The 16555-nt window shown below is 31.1% G+C and carries 20 protein-coding genes; 19 read left to right on the forward strand and 1 reads right to left on the reverse strand.

What is annotated here, in order from left to right; genetic code table 11:
• The first annotated feature begins 125 nt into the window (after positions 1–125).
• From BV55_RS0111250 to BV55_RS0111330, 18 genes are all read left to right on the forward strand, one after another.
• The gene (locus BV55_RS0111250) at positions 126–779 is read left to right on the forward strand and encodes a response regulator transcription factor (protein WP_035794388.1); all 654 of its coding nucleotides are present in this window, start codon (positions 126–128) and stop codon (positions 777–779) included.
• A complete protein-coding gene (locus BV55_RS0111255) occupies positions 780–1826 on the forward strand; it encodes a sensor histidine kinase (protein ID WP_029452915.1) in 1047 nt (348 codons plus the stop codon).
• 42 nt (positions 1827–1868) lie between these two features.
• Positions 1869–2591: a D-alanyl-D-alanine carboxypeptidase family protein gene (locus tag BV55_RS14920; protein ID WP_051652494.1), complete on the forward strand. Its 723-nt coding sequence runs from the start codon at positions 1869–1871 to the stop codon at positions 2589–2591.
• Between the two features lie 6 nt (positions 2592–2597).
• Positions 2598–2801, forward strand: coding sequence for a hypothetical protein (locus tag BV55_RS15165; RefSeq protein WP_051652495.1), 204 nt, complete (start codon positions 2598–2600; stop codon positions 2799–2801).
• A 38-nt stretch (positions 2802–2839) separates the two neighbouring features.
• Positions 2840–3529, forward strand: coding sequence for an HAD family hydrolase (locus BV55_RS0111265; RefSeq protein WP_029452916.1), 690 nt, complete (start codon positions 2840–2842; stop codon positions 3527–3529).
• Positions 3530–3617: 88 nt separating this feature from the next.
• Positions 3618–4694, forward strand: coding sequence for an NAD(P)H-dependent flavin oxidoreductase (locus BV55_RS0111270; RefSeq protein WP_029452917.1), 1077 nt, complete (start codon positions 3618–3620; stop codon positions 4692–4694).
• A 76-nt stretch (positions 4695–4770) separates the two neighbouring features.
• Positions 4771–5238 carry a MarR family winged helix-turn-helix transcriptional regulator gene (locus BV55_RS0111275; RefSeq protein WP_029452918.1) on the forward strand — a complete coding sequence of 156 codons (468 nt, stop codon included), beginning with the start codon at positions 4771–4773 and terminating at the stop codon, positions 5236–5238.
• A 4-nt stretch (positions 5239–5242) separates the two neighbouring features.
• Positions 5243–6217 (forward strand): beta-ketoacyl-ACP synthase III, encoded by a 975-nt coding sequence (locus BV55_RS0111280; RefSeq protein ID WP_029452919.1) that lies wholly within the window; start codon positions 5243–5245, stop codon positions 6215–6217.
• A gap of 33 nt (positions 6218–6250) precedes the next feature.
• Positions 6251–6478 (forward strand): acyl carrier protein, encoded by a 228-nt coding sequence (gene acpP, locus BV55_RS0111285; protein WP_029452920.1) that lies wholly within the window; start codon positions 6251–6253, stop codon positions 6476–6478.
• Positions 6479–6499: 21 nt separating this feature from the next.
• Complete coding sequence (gene fabK / locus BV55_RS0111290) at positions 6500–7432, forward strand: enoyl-[acyl-carrier-protein] reductase FabK (protein ID WP_029452921.1); 933 nt, start codon at positions 6500–6502, stop codon at positions 7430–7432.
• A gap of 18 nt (positions 7433–7450) precedes the next feature.
• The gene (gene fabD / locus BV55_RS0111295) at positions 7451–8383 is read left to right on the forward strand and encodes an ACP S-malonyltransferase (RefSeq protein WP_029452922.1); all 933 of its coding nucleotides are present in this window, start codon (positions 7451–7453) and stop codon (positions 8381–8383) included.
• A 19-nt stretch (positions 8384–8402) separates the two neighbouring features.
• On the forward strand, positions 8403–9143 hold the full coding sequence (gene fabG / locus BV55_RS0111300; protein WP_029452923.1) for a 3-oxoacyl-[acyl-carrier-protein] reductase: 741 nt from the start codon (positions 8403–8405) through the stop codon (positions 9141–9143).
• A gap of 65 nt (positions 9144–9208) precedes the next feature.
• On the forward strand, positions 9209–10447 hold the full coding sequence (gene fabF, locus BV55_RS0111305) for a beta-ketoacyl-ACP synthase II (RefSeq protein ID WP_029452924.1): 1239 nt from the start codon (positions 9209–9211) through the stop codon (positions 10445–10447).
• Positions 10448–10452: 5 nt separating this feature from the next.
• Positions 10453–10944 (forward strand): acetyl-CoA carboxylase biotin carboxyl carrier protein, encoded by a 492-nt coding sequence (gene accB, locus BV55_RS0111310; RefSeq protein WP_029452925.1) that lies wholly within the window; start codon positions 10453–10455, stop codon positions 10942–10944.
• Between the two features lie 73 nt (positions 10945–11017).
• Positions 11018–11440 carry a 3-hydroxyacyl-ACP dehydratase FabZ gene (gene fabZ / locus BV55_RS0111315; RefSeq protein WP_029452926.1) on the forward strand — a complete coding sequence of 141 codons (423 nt, stop codon included), beginning with the start codon at positions 11018–11020 and terminating at the stop codon, positions 11438–11440.
• A gap of 29 nt (positions 11441–11469) precedes the next feature.
• Entirely contained in the window at positions 11470–12819 is a 1350-nt protein-coding gene (locus BV55_RS0111320) for an acetyl-CoA carboxylase biotin carboxylase subunit (protein ID WP_029452927.1), read from the forward strand.
• Positions 12820–12833: 14 nt separating this feature from the next.
• Entirely contained in the window at positions 12834–13712 is an 879-nt protein-coding gene (gene accD / locus BV55_RS0111325; protein WP_029452928.1) for an acetyl-CoA carboxylase, carboxyltransferase subunit beta, read from the forward strand.
• A gap of 92 nt (positions 13713–13804) precedes the next feature.
• Positions 13805–14761, forward strand: coding sequence for an acetyl-CoA carboxylase carboxyltransferase subunit alpha (locus BV55_RS0111330; protein ID WP_029452929.1), 957 nt, complete (start codon positions 13805–13807; stop codon positions 14759–14761).
• Positions 14762–14763: 2 nt separating this feature from the next.
• Here the strand turns inward: BV55_RS0111330 and BV55_RS0111335 are convergent, their stop codons facing one another.
• Positions 14764–15576 carry a biotin--[acetyl-CoA-carboxylase] ligase gene (locus BV55_RS0111335; RefSeq protein ID WP_051652496.1) on the reverse strand — a complete coding sequence of 271 codons (813 nt, stop codon included), beginning with the start codon at positions 15574–15576 and terminating at the stop codon, positions 14764–14766.
• A 291-nt stretch (positions 15577–15867) separates the two neighbouring features.
• Here BV55_RS0111335 and hypB point away from each other — a divergent pair, with 291 nt between their 5' ends.
• On the forward strand, positions 15868–16536 hold the full coding sequence (gene hypB / locus BV55_RS0111340) for a hydrogenase nickel incorporation protein HypB (protein WP_029452931.1): 669 nt from the start codon (positions 15868–15870) through the stop codon (positions 16534–16536).
• Positions 16537–16555: the final 19 nt, after the last annotated feature.

The raw sequence follows: 16555 nt of genomic DNA on the forward strand, positions 1-16555 counted from the left end.
ACCTCCTAGAAAGAGAATACAATACGAAAGTGATTTTTAAGTGACAATTAAATAATTTAATCTAATATTTTCTTTAAATTAATTATATACTAGATTTATTGATATAATAACTTTGAGGTGATATATTGAAAATATTTTTACTGGAAGATGATGAGACTTTAGGATTTGGAATAAAAACATATTTAGAAAATAGTGATTACACTGTGATACATGCAAGCTCTTTAAACGAAGCAAAGGGAAAATTTAATTATGATTTTGATTTAATAATACTAGATGTAAACTTACCAGATGGTACAGGTTTTGATTTTCTAAAAATATATGATATAAAAACTACTCCAATAATATTTTTAACTGTTAATGATTCGGAAGAGGATATTGTTATGGGATTAAATGTTTCTGATGCATACATTACGAAGCCTTTTAAATTATCAATATTAAAAGCTAAAATAGAAAGTATATTAAGAAGGGTAGAAGAGAAGGATAAAAAATTAAATTATAAAGGATTAGTTTTAGATGAGAAAAACTATATATGTTTTTTAGATGGCAACGAGATAGAATTAACTGTAAAAGAATATGAACTTTTAAGACTTCTTTTAAAAAATAGAGGTAATACATTAACCAGGGAAAAGATATTAGAGGATATTTGGGATATAAGAGGGAAATTTGTAGAGGATAATACTCTTTCAGCAGCGGTAAAAAGACTTAGAAAGAAACTAAAACAATATGGCTATACTATAGAGACTATAAGAGGTATAGGCTATAGATTTGTGAGGGATTAAATGCTTTACTTTTTAATAATTTTTTTAATAATAACTATATTAATATTTGGATTAGATAGATATTTTTATATAACAATTTCTAATATTTTAGAATTTAAAAATATAAACAGTGAAGTGGTTTTAAATTCATTAGGTTATTATAACAAGAGTATATTTACAAATAAACTGCATGGTGTATTACTTAGTATATTCATATTGATTCTTATATATGGACTATATAGCTACAATGAAAAGAAAAAACAAGAAAAATATAAAGAGAAGATAAAAAAACTTGAAGATGATTTAATTAGAATAAATGGTGGGGACTATTCAATAGATATTAAAGAAGATGATGAATATAGCTCACTAAGAGATGAAATTTACAAAATAATCATAAACTTAAAATCCCTAGAAGAAGAAGCTAAGAGGCAGAAATTAACATTGAAAAAAGATCTTTCAAATATTGCTCATCAATTAAAAACACCCATAACATCTATTGGATTTATGGTAGAGCTAATAAATGAAGATAGAGAAAACTCAGATATATATTTAGAGAAGCTTTATTCAGAGTTAGAAAAGCTTAAAAACTTTATAGAGGTACTTCTAAAGCTTTCAAAAATAAATTCTAATGCTATAGAATATAAATTTAAAGAACTCTCTATTTTAGAGATAATAGAAGATATATTCAATAGTTTAAATAGAAATAGAAAGGTAAATATAAAATATAATGGAGAAGATTTTTATGTATTAGGAGATGAGGTATGGCTTTATGAAGCTTTTCTAAATATAATAAAAAACTCCTTAGAGCATACATTAGATACTGTAAGTATAGAGCTTACTTCTAATCCTATTTATAAGGTTGTAAAAATATCTGATAATGGTAGTGGAGTAGAAGAAGAGATATTAAAGAGGATTTTTGATAGGTTTTATAGAGGAGAGACATCATTGCCAGGATACGGAATAGGTCTAAATCTGTCAAAATCAATTATAGAGGATCATAAGGGGGATATAATAGCCTTTAATGATAATGGATTAACTTTTGAAGTGAAATTTTATAATGTCACGTAAAAATCACTTTCATATAGTAGCCTTTTATTAGAGGTGATTTAATTGAAGAAAAAAAGATATTTAAAAAAATTGGTAATAGGAATCTTAATTATAATGGTATTATTTAAATTAATTACATTTTTAGATCTAAGTAATATATTGGGAAGTGAGACAAAAACAGACCCTCTTGTCTTAAATAATGAATACATGGATATAGAAGATATAGTATCTAAAAATGCTATAGTAATAGACAAGACTACAGGACAGATAATCATGGGGAAAAATTATAATAAAAAAATACATCCTGCTTCAATGACTAAAGTTATGACAGCGATAGTAGGTATTGAAAATGTTAGCAACTTGAATAAAAGAACAAAGATTACACAAGATATTATAGATTATTGTATTACCAATGGATTAAGTGTTTCAGGCTTTAAACCAGGAGATAATCCCAAAATAATAGATTTGTTATATGGAATACTTTTAGAATCAGGAGGAGAGGCAAGTATAACTTTAGCTAGATATGTTTCTGGTACTGAACAAGAATTTGTTAATTTAATGAATCAAAAAGCAAGAGAATTAGGGATGAAAAATACACATTTCTCGAACTCTACAGGTATAACAGATATTGAAAATTATAGTACAGTAGAAGATATAGGAATACTTTTTAAATATGCCTTAGGAAATAGACAATTCAAAAAAGTAGTTGAATCAAAAGAGTATGAAGTACGTGGTATAAATGGCTTATTTACTAAACGTACTATAAATAATAATCTTTTTTTTTAAAGAAGTATGTTAAATATAGATAAAGATCATATAAAATGTGGTAAAACAGGATATACAAAAGCGGCAGGATTGTGTTTAGTAAGCTCAGGAGAAGTAAATAATAGAGCATATATAGTAGTTGCAGCACATGCAGATGGAAATATCGAAACGGAACAATACAATTTAATAGATACAGAGAAAATTTATAGTAAGTTGAAAAAATTAGATTGAAAAAGATACAATTATAATCGTTGTTAGGGGGATTTATAATGGATATGAATGGTATTAAAGCAATTTTATTTGATTCAGGACGTACTCTTAATGTGCCTAGAACAGGACATTGGTTTATCACACCCAACTTTTGCCAAATAATTGGAAATGCTCAAATTTCGTATACAGATAAACAGCTAAATGAAGCAATGGAAAAAGTCTGTGAGCATATTAATAAAACACTATTAGTAGAATCCGAAGAGCATGAGTTTTTTATGTTTAAGGAGTTTTATGAAATTGTATTAAAAGAAATCAATTATCCTCATATTAATAATGAAATTATTGAATTATTAGCAAAGGATAATGTCTATAATGACGAAAAGTTTTTATTTTTTGATGATGTAGAATACTCATTAAGAAGTCTAAAGAAAAAATACTTACTAGGAGTAGTTTCAGATACATGGCCATCGTTAGAAAGGGTATTCATTAATAAAAAATTAAAACAATATTTTTCAACTTTTATAATGTCATCTATTTATGGTTCATATAAAGCTGAAAAGACTTTATTTAAAATAGCTATTGAAGAATTAGGAATTAAACCACAAGAAGCCATCTTTGTGGATGACAGCGAATCAAACCTTGATGCAGCAAAAGAATTTGGAATGGCACCTATATTAATAGATAGATATGACATAAGAGACCTCAAAAGTAAATATCCTATAATTAGGTCGCTAAATGAATTAACTTAAAAAATATTAATATTGACTATTTTTTATTCATAAGATATACTTTGACTATCAAAGTATTTGATAGTCAAATAAAATGGGAGAGGATAATATGAAATTACCTCCTTTAAAAATTGGAGATTTAGTAGCAAGAGTGCCTATAATTCAAGGTGGAATGGGAATTGGAGTATCAAGATCAAAATTAGCTTCTGCAGTAGCAAACGAAGGTGGCGTTGGTATTATATCTGGTGTACAAATAGGATATGATGAACCAGACTTTGAAACTAATAATAAAGAAGCAAATATTAGAGCATTGAAAAAACAAATAAAAAAGGCAAGAGAAAGTACCAAAGGTATATTAGGAGTTAACTTTTTATGTGCAATGAATGATTATAATGAATTAGCAAAGATAGTTGTAGAAAGTGGTATAGATTTAATTATATCAGGAGCAGGGATTCCTACATCATTGCCTAAAATAGTGGAAGGGTCAAATTGTAAGATAGCACCTATAGTATCTTCTGCAAAGGCAGCTAATATTATATGCAGCCTTTGGGATAAAAGATATAATAGAATACCGGATTTAATAGTTGTAGAGGGGCCAAAGGCAGGAGGACATTTAGGATTTTCATTAGAGGATTTAAAAATAATAAAAGAGGAGGACTTCGAAAATATAGTAATAGAAGTTATAAGGGTTATAAAACCTTTTGAAATTAAATATAATAAGATTATACCTGTGGTTGTAGCAGGCGGAATTTTTGATGGGAGAGACATAGCAAGATTCATGAAACTAGGAGCAGCAGGAGTTCAGATGGCTACTAGATTTGTAGCTACAGAAGAATGCGATGCAGATATAAGATATAAGAACACCTATGTAAATGCAAAAAAAGAAGATTTAGAAATTGTAGTTAGCCCTGTGGGAATGCCAGGAAGAGCTATAAAAAATGAGTTTGCTTGTAAAGTTATTAAAGAGGGTAAACAACCAATAAATAAATGTTATAAATGTTTAAAACATTGTAATCCTAAAATTGCACCTTACTGTATATCTAATGCATTAATAGAAGCGGTAAAGGGGAATATAGATAAGGGGCTTATTTTTACAGGGGAAAATTGTACTAGAATAAATAAAATTGTTAAAGTAAAAGATTTAATTAGTGAACTTTTGACAGAGGCAGAGCTTAATTATATATAATTAGATCTTATAAAATTTTAACAAGTGCTTTGAAAGTCAAAGTATTTGAATGTCAAAGCAAATGGAGAGGTGAATAATGAATAAATCAATAAGCACAATTAATGAACTTTTAGTTGAAACTTTTAATGATATTTTAACCATAGAGCAAAATGCTATTAATAGTGGTGCGTTTAAAGATATTTCAGTTACAGAAGTACACACTATAGATGCTATAGGAATGTATGAACCAAGAACCATGACTGAAGTTGCAAAAGAGCTAGATATAACTGTAGGGACACTTACTATAGCTATAAACAATTTAGTAAAAAAAGAATATGTAGAAAGAAAAAAGTCAGCAGAAGATAGAAGGTTAGTAATGGTTCAGCTAACTAAAAAAGGAAAATTAGCATATAGGATTCATGAAAAGTTTCATTCAGATATGGTTAAAGCAACTATTGAAGGATTAACAAAAGAAGAAGAGGAAACCTTAGTTAAATCCTTAGAAAATCTTAATAGCTTTTTTAGAGAAAAATATAACTTGAAAAACGGGAAAAAGAGGGAATAGCTATATGAGTGAGGTAAAGATAATAGGTACAGGAAGTTATATCCCAAAGGGAATTACAACTAATGATGATTTATCAAAGTGGGTAGATACTAGCGATGAGTGGATTTCAAGTAGAACGGGAATAAAAGAAAGACGATTATCCATAGGAGAAAATACATCTGAATTAGCATCTAAAGCAGCAATAGATGCTCTGAAAGATGCCAATATGAAAGCAGAAGATATAGAATTAATTATTGTAGCTACTATTACAAGTGATAGCTTTACACCTTCTACAGCTTGTATGGTACAAGAAAGTATAGGTGCTTTTAATGCAGTAGCCTTTGATATTTCGGCAGCTTGCTCAGGGTTTATATTTGGACTTAATACCGCTTATCAATTCATAAAAGCTGGACAGATGAAAAATGCACTTGTAATAGGGGCAGAGGTTTTATCTAAAATAGTGGACTTTAAGGACCGTAATACTTGTGTATTATTTGGAGATGGTGCAGGCGCAGCTATTCTTAAAGCTTCAAAGAAGCAAGGTATATTATATAATAATATAGGATCTGACGGAATTAATGGAAAGGAATCTTTAAATTGTACTGCTGTGCAACTAAGTAATCCTTATACAAAAGTGGAAAAGAAAGAAGAAAGTTTTATATCTATGAATGGTAAAGAAGTCTTTAGGTTTGCAGTAAAAATTATCCCTAAAAGCATAGAGCAAATATTAAAAGATACTAATAATAGATTAGAAGATATAAAATATATAATTCCACATCAAGCAAATTTACGAATTGTAGAATTTGCAGCAAAAAAGCTAAAAGTAGATATAGAAAAGTTTTACGTAAATCTAGATAGATATGGAAATACATCAAGTGCAAGTATACCTATAGCATTAGATGAAATGAATAAAAATGGTTTACTTAAAAAAGGAGACAAAATAATACTTGTAGGATTTGGTGGTGGACTCACCTGGGGATCAACCTTAATTAAGTGGTAAAAAATAATTTATAAAAAAATGGAGGGCTTAATAATGATTTTTGAAAAAATAAGAAAAGTTACATCTGAGGAATTAGGAATAGAAGAGGATACTATTAAAATTGATATGTCATTTCAAAATGATTTGGGTGCAGATTCTTTAGATCTTTTTCAGATAATAATGGAGTTGGAAGAGGAATTCAATATACAAATAGAAGATGCAGAAGATATAGTAACCCTAGAAGATGCTGTGAGTTATGTTAAAAGAAAGATTGAACAATAAAGTTATTTTAGGAGGAGCAAAATGTTAAGGTCTATACTTTGTAATATAGTTGGAATAGAATATCCTATAATACAGGGAGGGATGGCTTGGATTGCTGACAGTAGTTTAGCAGCAGCGGTGTCTAATGCAGGAGGACTTGGAATAATAGCAGGAGCTAATGCACCTGTAGATTATATAAGAAATGAAATAAGAAAGACTAAAAGTCTTACGGATAATCCTTTTGGAGTAAATATAATGCTTTTAAGTGATAATGCAGAAGAATTAGCTAAGGTTGTTTGCGAAGAAGGGGTTAAGGTAGTAACTACTGGAGCAGGCAACCCTTGGAAATATATGAAGATGTGGAAAGAGCATGATATAAAAGTTATACCTGTAGTAGCATCTGTAGCATTAGCAAAAAGAATGGAAAGAAGCGGAGCGGATGCTATTGTAGTTGAAGGCTATGAAGCAGGAGGTCATGTAGGTGAACTTACAACTATGGCACTAATACCTCAAGTAGTAGATGCAGTGGATATACCCGTAATAGGTGCAGGGGGTATTGGTGATGGAAGAGGAGTTGCAGCAGCATTTATGCTTGGAGCAGAAGGAATACAAGTAGGAACTAGATTCTTAGTTGCAAAGGAGTGCACAGTACATCAAAATTATAAAAATAAAATAATAAGTGCAAAAGATATAGATACAGTTGTTAGTGGTAGAGCAACAGGACACCCTGTAAGAGTATTAAAAAATAAACTTACAAGACAGTTTACACTTTTAGAAAAAGAGTGTAAACCTATTGAAAAATATGAGGAGCTTGGTAGAGGTGCTCTTCCAAAAGCAGCAAAAGAGGGAGATGTAGATTATGGCTCTGTAATGGCAGGACAAATAGCAGGACTTATACATAAAGAGCAAAGCTGCAGGGAAATAATAGAAGAGATGTTTTCAAAGGCAGAAGAGACAATAAATAGATTTAAATAAAGTTTGGAGGTATCTTTTATGAAGGTAGTATTTCTTTTCCAAGGTCAAGGGGCACAATATGTAGGTATGGGAAAAGAACTATACGAAAAGTATGACATTGCAAGGGAAGTATATACTAAAGCTGATTTGGCATTAAATTTTAATATAAGCAATTTGTGCTTTGAAGGACCAATAGAAAGTCTTAACCAAACTAAATATACACAACCTGCAATACTTACTACTAGTATAGCTATACTAAAAGTTTTAGAGCAATTTGAAATAAAACCTGATGAGGTTGCAGGATTAAGTCTTGGAGAATATTCAGCTCATGTATGTAGTGGAAGTTTAAATTTTGAGGATGCAGTAAAGCTTGTAAAAAAAAGAGGAACATACATGGAGGAAGCTGTACCAAAAGGATTAGGAACTATGGCGGCTATTTTAGGGCTAGAAGGTGAAATATTAAGACAAATATGTGTAGATTGTAGTAGCTTTGGAATAGTTGAAGTGGCAAATTATAACTCTCCAGGACAAATTGTAATTGCTGGAGAAGTAGAAGCCGTAAAAGGGGCATCTGAAATGGCCATAGAAAAAGGAGCTAAAAGGGTTATTCCCCTTAAGGTTAGTGGACCTTTTCATACATCTATGTTAAAAGAAGCTTCAGAAAAATTATCAAAAGAGCTTCAAGGCGTTAAAGTTAATACTATGAACATTCCTGTGGTAACAAATGTAACAGGGTCATATATAAATAAAAAAGAAGATATAAAAGAATTTTTGATAAAGCAGGTAAGAAGTTCTGTTAGATGGGAAGATACTATAAAAACCATGGTTAAAAATGGAGTAGATACTTTTGTAGAAATAGGGCCTGGCAATGCACTTAGTGGATTTGTAAAAAGAGTAGATAGAAAAGTAAATATAATAAATGTTGAGGATATAAAGTCTTTAGAAAAGGCTATAGAGTATTTTAAATCTTAATAAGGTGAGGAGGAAGGGTATGCTTAAAGGAAAAACAGCTATAGTTACAGGGGCAAGCAGAGGTATAGGAAGAGCAATAGCCCTTAATCTTGCGTCGCAAGAAGTAAATATAGTTCTAAATTATAGAAATGATGTAGAAGCAATGCAGGAAGTAATTAAAGAAATAGAAGCAAAGGGGGTAAAGGTAGTAGCAATAAAAGGGGATGTAAGTGATTTTAAACAGGCAGAAAATATAATAAAAGCTGCTACTGAAAGTTTTGGATCTCTAGATATCTTAGTTAACAATGCGGGAATTACTAGAGATGGTTTAATTATGAGAATGAAAGAAGAAGATTTTGATAATGTAATAGATGTGAATTTGAAGGGCGCCTTTAATTGTATAAGGCATGCCAGTTTAGTTATGATGAAACAAAGAAGTGGAAAAATAATAAACATAGCATCTGTAGTTGGAATAGTAGGAAATGCAGGTCAATCTAACTATGCAGCATCTAAAGCTGGGATAATAGGAATTACTAAGTCGGTTGCAAGAGAGTTAGCTTGCAGGGGTGTTAATGTAAACGCAGTAGCACCGGGATTTATAGAAACTGATATGACAGCTATTTTATCAGATAAGATTAAAAGGGTCATGGAAGAAGGAATTCCGTTTAAAAGACAAGGCAAGGCTGAAGAAGTGGCTAATGTAGTAAGCTTTTTAGCTTCAGATATGGCAAGTTACATAACAGGACAGGTAATAAATGTGGATGGTGGAATGGTTATGTAATTTTAAAGGGATTTTGTGTAGTATAAAAATAATAATTTAAAGCATATAAAGAGAAGGTGAAGTATATGAAGAGAGTAGTTATAACTGGTATGGGTGCAATAACACCTATAGGAAACAATGTTAAAGATTTTTGGGATTCAATAAAAAGAGGCCAATGTGGAATAGATTTTATAAAAACTTTTGATACTTCAGATTTTAAAGTTAAGTTAGCAGGAGAAGTTAAAAATTTTAAGCCTGAAGATTATATAGATGCAAAACAAGTAAAAAGAATGGATAGGTTTTGCCAGTTAGCAATGGTAGCCTCAAAAGAAGCAGTAGAAGATTCAAAGTTGAATTTACAAAACATAGACAAAGAAAAATTAGGGGTTATAGTTGGATGTGGTATAGGTGGTATGAGTACTATAGAAACTCAAGAGGAAAGACTATTAAAGAAGGGACCGAGTAGAGTATCTCCAATGTTAATCCCTATGATTATAAGTAATATGGCAGCTGGAAATATAGCTATTGAATATGGTGCAAAGGCCTTATGTAATACAATAGTAACAGCCTGTGCCTCCGGAACTAATGCAATAGGTGAAGCCTTCCATAGTATTAAGTTAGGTATGGCGGATATTATAATAGCAGGGGGAACGGAAGCGGCCATAACACCATTATCAGTGGCAGGATTTATATCACTTACAGCTTTAACAAAAAACCAAGATAAAAATAAGGCATCTATTCCCTTTGATAAAAATAGGGATGGATTTGTAATGGGAGAAGGAGCTGGTATGGTTGTACTTGAAAGTCTTGAAAGTGCAGAAAAAAGAGGAGCGAAAATATATGCCGAAGTAGTAGGCTATGGTACTACTTGTGATGCCTATCATATAACATCCCCAGCACCAAACGGAGAAGGTGCAGCTAGAGCTATAAAGATGGCATTAAAAGAAGGAAATATAAAAGAAGATAAGGTATCATACATAAATGCACATGGAACAAGTACACCATATAATGATAAATTTGAAACAGCAGCTATAAAATCGGTTTTTGGAGAAAAAGCTTATGAAATACCTGTAAGTTCAACTAAATCAATGACAGGACATTTATTAGGTGCAGCAGGAGCTATAGAAGCAATAATTTGTGTAAAAGCTATAGAAGATAGCTTTGTGCCACCAACAATAGGTTATACCACACCTGATGAAGAGTGCGATTTAGATTATGTACCGAATAAGGGTAGAGAGAAAGAATTAGAGTATGTACTTTCTAATTCACTAGGATTTGGAGGCCATAATGCAGTGCTTCTATTTAAGAAATGGAGTGGGAGGTAATTAACATGGATTTTTCCAAAATACAAGAGCTTATAAAGGCAGTAAGTGAATCTAGCTTAACTAGTTTTGAATTCAAGTGTGATGGAACACAGATAAATATGAAAAAAGAATGTGAAAAAATAGTAGTTAAAGAAAATCTGAACTTAGAAGATTCAAAGGAATATACAAAAAAAATACAAATTCAAAATTTTAATAAAGAGGATAAGAGGGAAGATAAGATAATTACTGATGTTGAAGAAAACTTCAATGTAGTTAAATCACCTATTGTAGGAACCTTTTACAAGTCCTCAGGTCCAAAGCAAGATCCCTTTGTTAAGATTGGCCATAAGGTGAAAAAGGGAGAGGTACTTTGCATAGTAGAAGCTATGAAACTTATGAACGAAATTGAAAGTGAATTTGAAGGTGAAGTAGTAGAAATACTTGCAAAAGACGGTGAAATGGTAGAATACGGTGAGCCTTTGATTAAAATAAAATACAACTTATGTATTAACCAATAAGTTATATTTGTTTAAAAGTAAAGTAGCTTTTATAAAAAAGTGGGATCCTAAAAATAATAGTAAGGAGGAAAAAATGTTAGATATAAAGGAAATTCAAGAAATAATTCCTCATAGATACCCAATGTTACTTTTGGATAGAGTAGATGAAATGGAACCTGGTAAACGGGTAGTTGCTATAAAGAATGTAACTATAAATGAACAGTTTTTTCAAGGACACTTTCCTGTAGAACCTGTAATGCCTGGAGTACTTATGATAGAAGCTTTAGCTCAAGCAGGAGCGGTAGCTATTCTTTCAATTGAAGAATTCAAAGGTAAAATAGCATATTTTGCGGGAATAAATAAAGCAAAATTTAGAAGAAAGGTAGTACCAGGTGATACTCTAAGATTAGAAGTGGAAATTACAAAGTTAAAAGGTTCCGCAGGTGTTGGAAGAGGAGTTGCATATGTTGAAGGTAAAAAGGCAGTAGAAGCTGAACTTATGTTTATCATTGGATAAACCTAAGTTTTTATTTAAGAGGTGATTATATGTTTAATAAAATATTAATAGCTAATCGTGGAGAAATTGCAGTAAGAATTATAAGAGCTTGCAGGGAAATGGGAATAAGAACAGTTGCTGTTTATTCCGATATAGATAAAGACGCCATTCATACCCAATTAGCAGATGAATCAGTTTGTATAGGATCTGCTAAGGCAAAGAATAGTTATTTAAATATGCAAAATATATTAAGTGCAGCAGTACTTAAAGGAGTTCAGGCTATTCATCCAGGCTTTGGTTTTTTATCTGAAAATAGTACCTTTGCCCATATGTGTACAGATTGTAATATTAAATTTATAGGTCCAGATCCTGAAACTATAGAAGAGGCAGGTAATAAATCTAGAGCAAGAGAAATTATGATAAATGCAGGGATACCTGTAATACCAGGCACCGAAGGCGTAGTAGAGACAGTAGAAGATGCCCTAAAAGAAGCAAGAAAAATAGGCTATCCGGTAATGATAAAAGCATCTTCTGGTGGTGGTGGAAGAGGAATACGAATAGTAAGAAAAGAAGAAGAATTAAAGAATGCATATGAAACAGCAAAGACAGAATCAAAGGCAGCCTTTGGAGATGACAGCTTATATATAGAAAAGCTCATAGAAAATCCTAAACATATAGAATTTCAAATATTAGGAGATAACTTTGGGACCATATTGCACTTAGGGGAGCGAGATTGCTCAGTACAAAGAAAGAATCAGAAGGTTGTAGAAGAAGCTCCTTCAGCTATAATTACAGATAGTCTTAGAAAACAAATGGGTGAGGTAGCAGTAAAAGCAGCTAGAGCCGTTAATTATAAAAATGCAGGAACAATAGAGTTTTTGTTAGATAAACATGGTGAGTTTTATTTTATGGAAATGAATACAAGGATACAAGTGGAGCATCCAGTTACAGAAATGGTTACAGGTATTGATATATTGAAAGAACAACTAAGTATAGCTAGTGGAGAAAAGTTAAGTTATGATCAAAGTCACATAAAAATACAAGGTCATTCCATAGAATGCAGAATAAATGCAGAAAATCCAGACAAAGGTTTTATGCCATCTCCAGGAAAGATAGAGCGGTTATATGTACCAGGAGGAAATGGAGTAAGAATTGATAGTGCAGTATATGAAGGCTATATTATTCCTCCGAATTATGATTCCATGATAGCTAAACTTATTGTGCATGGAAAAGATAGATTAGAAGCTATAAGTAAGATGAAAAGAGCCTTGGAAGAATTTGTAATAGAAGGGGTAGATACTAATATAGATTTCCAACTTAAAATATTAAACAATAAAAACTTTGAAAAAGGTAAATTTGATACAAGTTTTATAGAAAAAGAAATTTTAAATAGGAAATAATGAGGGTGAATTAAATGAATTTATTTAAGAAGAGGAAATATATAACTGTAAGTAACCTAAATTTAGAGAATAGTAAAGATAAGGCGCAACAGTTAGAAAATACTTCTAATATTCCAGAAGGCATGTGGGTTAAATGTGAAGGTTGCGGTAAAGTACTTTATAAAAAGGACGTTGAAAAGAAAAATAAGATATGTATTTATTGCGGTTATCATTTTAGAATGACACCTAAAGAAAGAATAGAATTAACGATAGATAAAGGAACCTTTGAAGAATTTGATAAAGATATGAAGGCCTCGAATCCTCTTGATTATCCTAAATATGAAGAAAAAATATTTAAAATGGAACAAAAAACAGGTAATAATGAAGGCGTTGTAACGGGAAAAGGTAAAATACAAAATGAAGATACAGTAATTGCTGTAATGGATAGTAATTTTATTATGGGCAGCATGGGTACAGTTGTGGGAGAAAAGATAACTAGAGCTATAGAATATGCAACTTTGAAGAAACTTCCAATGGTTATTTTTACAGCTTCAGGCGGCGCAAGGATGCAAGAAGGAATATTTTCACTTATGCAAATGGCAAAAACCGCTTCAGCTTTAGGAAGGCACAATGAATCAGGGCTTTTATATATTACCGTACTTACAGATCCAACTACAGGAGGGGTTACAGCAAGTTTTGCAATGCTTGGAGATATTATTTTAGCAGAACCTGATGCCTTAGTAGGATTTGCAGGAAGAAGAGTTATAGAACAAACTATAAAACAAGAATTACCAAAAGAATTTCAAAAGGCAGAGTTTTTATTACATCATGGATTTATAGATAAAATTGTAAAAAGAGATGAATTAAAAGAAACCTTAGGTAGAATTATAAAATTACATTCAGATGGAGAGTAAAAAGTGGTAAAGAATTGATTATATAAATAGAGGCATTATATGGTGGTAGGTTTATGTAGAAAATATAATAGTAATAGGAGAAGGTGAATTTTATGGCTAGCTTAGAGGCAGAAACAAGGATTGAAAAATTAGAATATGCTATTGAAGAGCTAAAGCAAAGTTCTATTAAAGGAAATATAGATTTATCAATGCAAATTTATGAAATGGAAAAGAAGTTAAATAAAATGAAAGTTAATCTATATGAAAATTTATCACCTTGGGAGAAGACTACTATTTCTAGAATGGTAGAAAGACCTACAGCATTAGATTATATAGATAGGATCTTTGACGAATTTATTGAGTTTCATGGGGATAGAAACTTTGGAGATGATAGTGCAATTGTAGCTGGAATAGCAAAATTAAATGAAACCCCTGTAACAGTGATAGCACAACAAAAAGGAAGAAATACGAAAGAAAACATAAATAGAAATTTTGGTATGCCAAATCCTGAAGGATATAGGAAAGCTTTAAGACTTATGAAACAAGCTGAAAAGTTCAAGCGTCCAGTAATATGTTTTGTAGATACTAAAGGAGCATTTTGTGGTATAGGTGCAGAAGAGAGGGGTCAAGGAGAAGCTATTGCAAAAAACCTTATAAATATGGCAGAACTTAAAACACCAATTATATCAATAATTATAGGAGAGGGTGGAAGTGGAGGAGCACTTGCTATGGCAGTTGCTGATGAGGTGTGGATGCTTCAGCATTCAATATATTCAATATTATCTCCAGAAGGATTTGCCAGCATCTTATGGAAAGACACTTCCCGTGCGAGAGAGGCAGCAGAGGTCATGAAAATAACTGCCGAAGATCTAAAAGGTTTTGGAATAATAGACAAAATAATAGAAGAACCCCTAGGTGGAGCTCATAAAGATGTAGATAAAATGTCTCAAAGACTAAAAGATAACATAATAAAATCTATCTTAAAATTAAAAAATAAGGATATAAGTAATTTAGTTCAGGAAAGATATGAGAAGTTTAGAAATATGGGGACAAATAAAGTAGTGGAGTAAAATTAAATGTAACCCATAAGTCCTCGTACTGAAACTTCATCAGATATTAAATATTCTTTAGAGCCATCCTCATATTCAACGAGTAACCGTCCATCATTAGTAATATCGATGGCTTTTGCACAAAGGCAAGAGTCTTTTTTTATAACTTGAATCTCCTTTCCTAAAATAGCAGAATTTTCTCTGCATATTTTAAGCGCTGTTTCCATATTAAAATTCTTTAAAAACTCATCATAAAATATCTCAAAGTTAGCTAAAATACTACATAAAAGTGCTTTTCTATCTACAGTATCTTTACTTTCAATTTTAAGTGAAGTTGCTATAGCCCTAATATCCTTAGGAATTTCATCTTCATTTAGATTTACATTTATACCAATACCTATTACTACATAATTTATTCTATTTAGTTCAGCATTCATTTCTGTAAGTATTCCACAAAGCTTTTTATCGTTTAAAACTATATCATTAGGCCATTTAATTAAAGACTTTATACCTAAGCAATTTATAGACTTATGAATTGCAGCAGCAACTATCTGAGTGATTTTAACAGCATTTATAGGAGCTATATTTGGTCTTAAAATAATTGACATCCATAATCCCTTATGTTTAGGCGAAATCCAACTCCTACCAAGTCTTCCACGCCCAGCAGTTTGTTCTTCACTAATAATAACGGTGCCTTCTTTTGCACCCTTAGAAGCAAGCTTTTTTGCTTTAGTATTAGTAGAATCTATAGAATCAAAGTAGTAAACATTTCTACCTATGTATTTTGAAGATAGGTCTGACTTAAAATCTTCATAGTCTAATGTTTCTTCCTTCATAATGTACCACCTTATAATTATTGTTTTGTATTATATATTTATTAAGACTAGTATACTCACAATTATAACAGAAAACAAATAATTGGTATTAAAAGATTTAATATATTATTCAGTTTAGAGAATATTTAGAATGGGGACAACTTTCATTTAAAGTATAGTATAAAAGCATAATTCATGTTATAATTTGTTATTGCATATACTGAGTAGTACAATTTTACAAGAGAATTGTAAGAATACTACTCAGTATAATTATATATTAATAGAAACTTTATAAAAATGGGGGGATAAAACATGGATGAATTTAAAATTCTTAAAATCAAAGAAAGCGTTTTCAAAGACAATGATAAACAAGCAGAATTGCTTAGGAAAAATTTAAAAAAAGAAAAGACATTCTTACTCAATTTGATGTCATCACCAGGTTCAGGGAAAACCACAACTCTTGTTAGAACAATTGAAGTATTGAAAGATGAGATGCGCATTGGAATCTTAGAAGCAGATATTGACTCAGATGTAGATGCTCAAACGGTTTCAAAGACAGGTACAAAGGTAATTCAACTGCACACAGGAGGAATGTGTCATCTTGATGCAGATATGACTAAGCAAGGATTATTAGGGTTAGGTACAGAAAATATTGATTGCGTTATATTAGAAAACGTAGGAAACCTAGTATGTCCAGCAGAATTTGATACTGGCGCATCAAAGAATGCTATGATTTTGAGCATTCCAGAAGGAGACGATAAGCCTTTAAAATATCCTTTAATGTTCTCCATTGTTGATGTTTTATTAATTAATAAGATTGATGCTATTGACTATTTCGACTTTGATTTAAAAGCCGTAAAAACCCGTGTTAAAAAGTTAAACCCAAACATTAAGATTATACCAATTTCAGCTAAAACAGGCGAGGGAATTGAAGAATGGGCTCAATGGCTTCGTACTGAAGTTAAAAATTGGAACGAATAATATAATCATTATAAAACTA

The sequence above is a fragment of the Clostridium algidicarnis genome (genome assembly GCF_000703125.1).
Classification (GTDB): domain Bacteria; phylum Bacillota; class Clostridia; order Clostridiales; family Clostridiaceae; genus Clostridium_L; species Clostridium_L algidicarnis.

Bases quoted from the DNA above. Each gene is read 5' to 3' on its own strand.
- BV55_RS0111255 (WP_029452915.1), top strand. From the start codon at position 780: ATGCTTTACTTTTTAATAATTTTTTTAATAATAACTATATTAATATTT.
- BV55_RS15165 (WP_051652495.1), top strand. From the start codon at position 2,598: ATGTTAAATATAGATAAAGATCATATAAAATGTGGTAAAACAGGATAT.
- BV55_RS0111265 (WP_029452916.1), top strand. From the start codon at position 2,840: ATGGATATGAATGGTATTAAAGCAATTTTATTTGATTCAGGACGTACT.
- BV55_RS0111270 (WP_029452917.1), top strand. From the start codon at position 3,618: ATGAAATTACCTCCTTTAAAAATTGGAGATTTAGTAGCAAGAGTGCCT.
- BV55_RS0111275 (WP_029452918.1), top strand. From the start codon at position 4,771: ATGAATAAATCAATAAGCACAATTAATGAACTTTTAGTTGAAACTTTT.
- BV55_RS0111280 (WP_029452919.1), top strand. From the start codon at position 5,243: ATGAGTGAGGTAAAGATAATAGGTACAGGAAGTTATATCCCAAAGGGA.
- acpP (WP_029452920.1), top strand. From the start codon at position 6,251: ATGATTTTTGAAAAAATAAGAAAAGTTACATCTGAGGAATTAGGAATA.
- fabK (WP_029452921.1), top strand. From the start codon at position 6,500: ATGTTAAGGTCTATACTTTGTAATATAGTTGGAATAGAATATCCTATA.
- fabD (WP_029452922.1), top strand. From the start codon at position 7,451: ATGAAGGTAGTATTTCTTTTCCAAGGTCAAGGGGCACAATATGTAGGT.
- fabG (WP_029452923.1), top strand. From the start codon at position 8,403: ATGCTTAAAGGAAAAACAGCTATAGTTACAGGGGCAAGCAGAGGTATA.
- fabF (WP_029452924.1), top strand. From the start codon at position 9,209: ATGAAGAGAGTAGTTATAACTGGTATGGGTGCAATAACACCTATAGGA.
- accB (WP_029452925.1), top strand. From the start codon at position 10,453: ATGGATTTTTCCAAAATACAAGAGCTTATAAAGGCAGTAAGTGAATCT.
- fabZ (WP_029452926.1), top strand. From the start codon at position 11,018: ATGTTAGATATAAAGGAAATTCAAGAAATAATTCCTCATAGATACCCA.
- BV55_RS0111320 (WP_029452927.1), top strand. From the start codon at position 11,470: ATGTTTAATAAAATATTAATAGCTAATCGTGGAGAAATTGCAGTAAGA.
- accD (WP_029452928.1), top strand. From the start codon at position 12,834: ATGAATTTATTTAAGAAGAGGAAATATATAACTGTAAGTAACCTAAAT.
- BV55_RS0111330 (WP_029452929.1), top strand. From the start codon at position 13,805: ATGGCTAGCTTAGAGGCAGAAACAAGGATTGAAAAATTAGAATATGCT.
- BV55_RS0111335 (WP_051652496.1), bottom strand. From the start codon at position 15,576: ATGAAGGAAGAAACATTAGACTATGAAGATTTTAAGTCAGACCTATCT.
- hypB (WP_029452931.1), top strand. From the start codon at position 15,868: ATGGATGAATTTAAAATTCTTAAAATCAAAGAAAGCGTTTTCAAAGAC.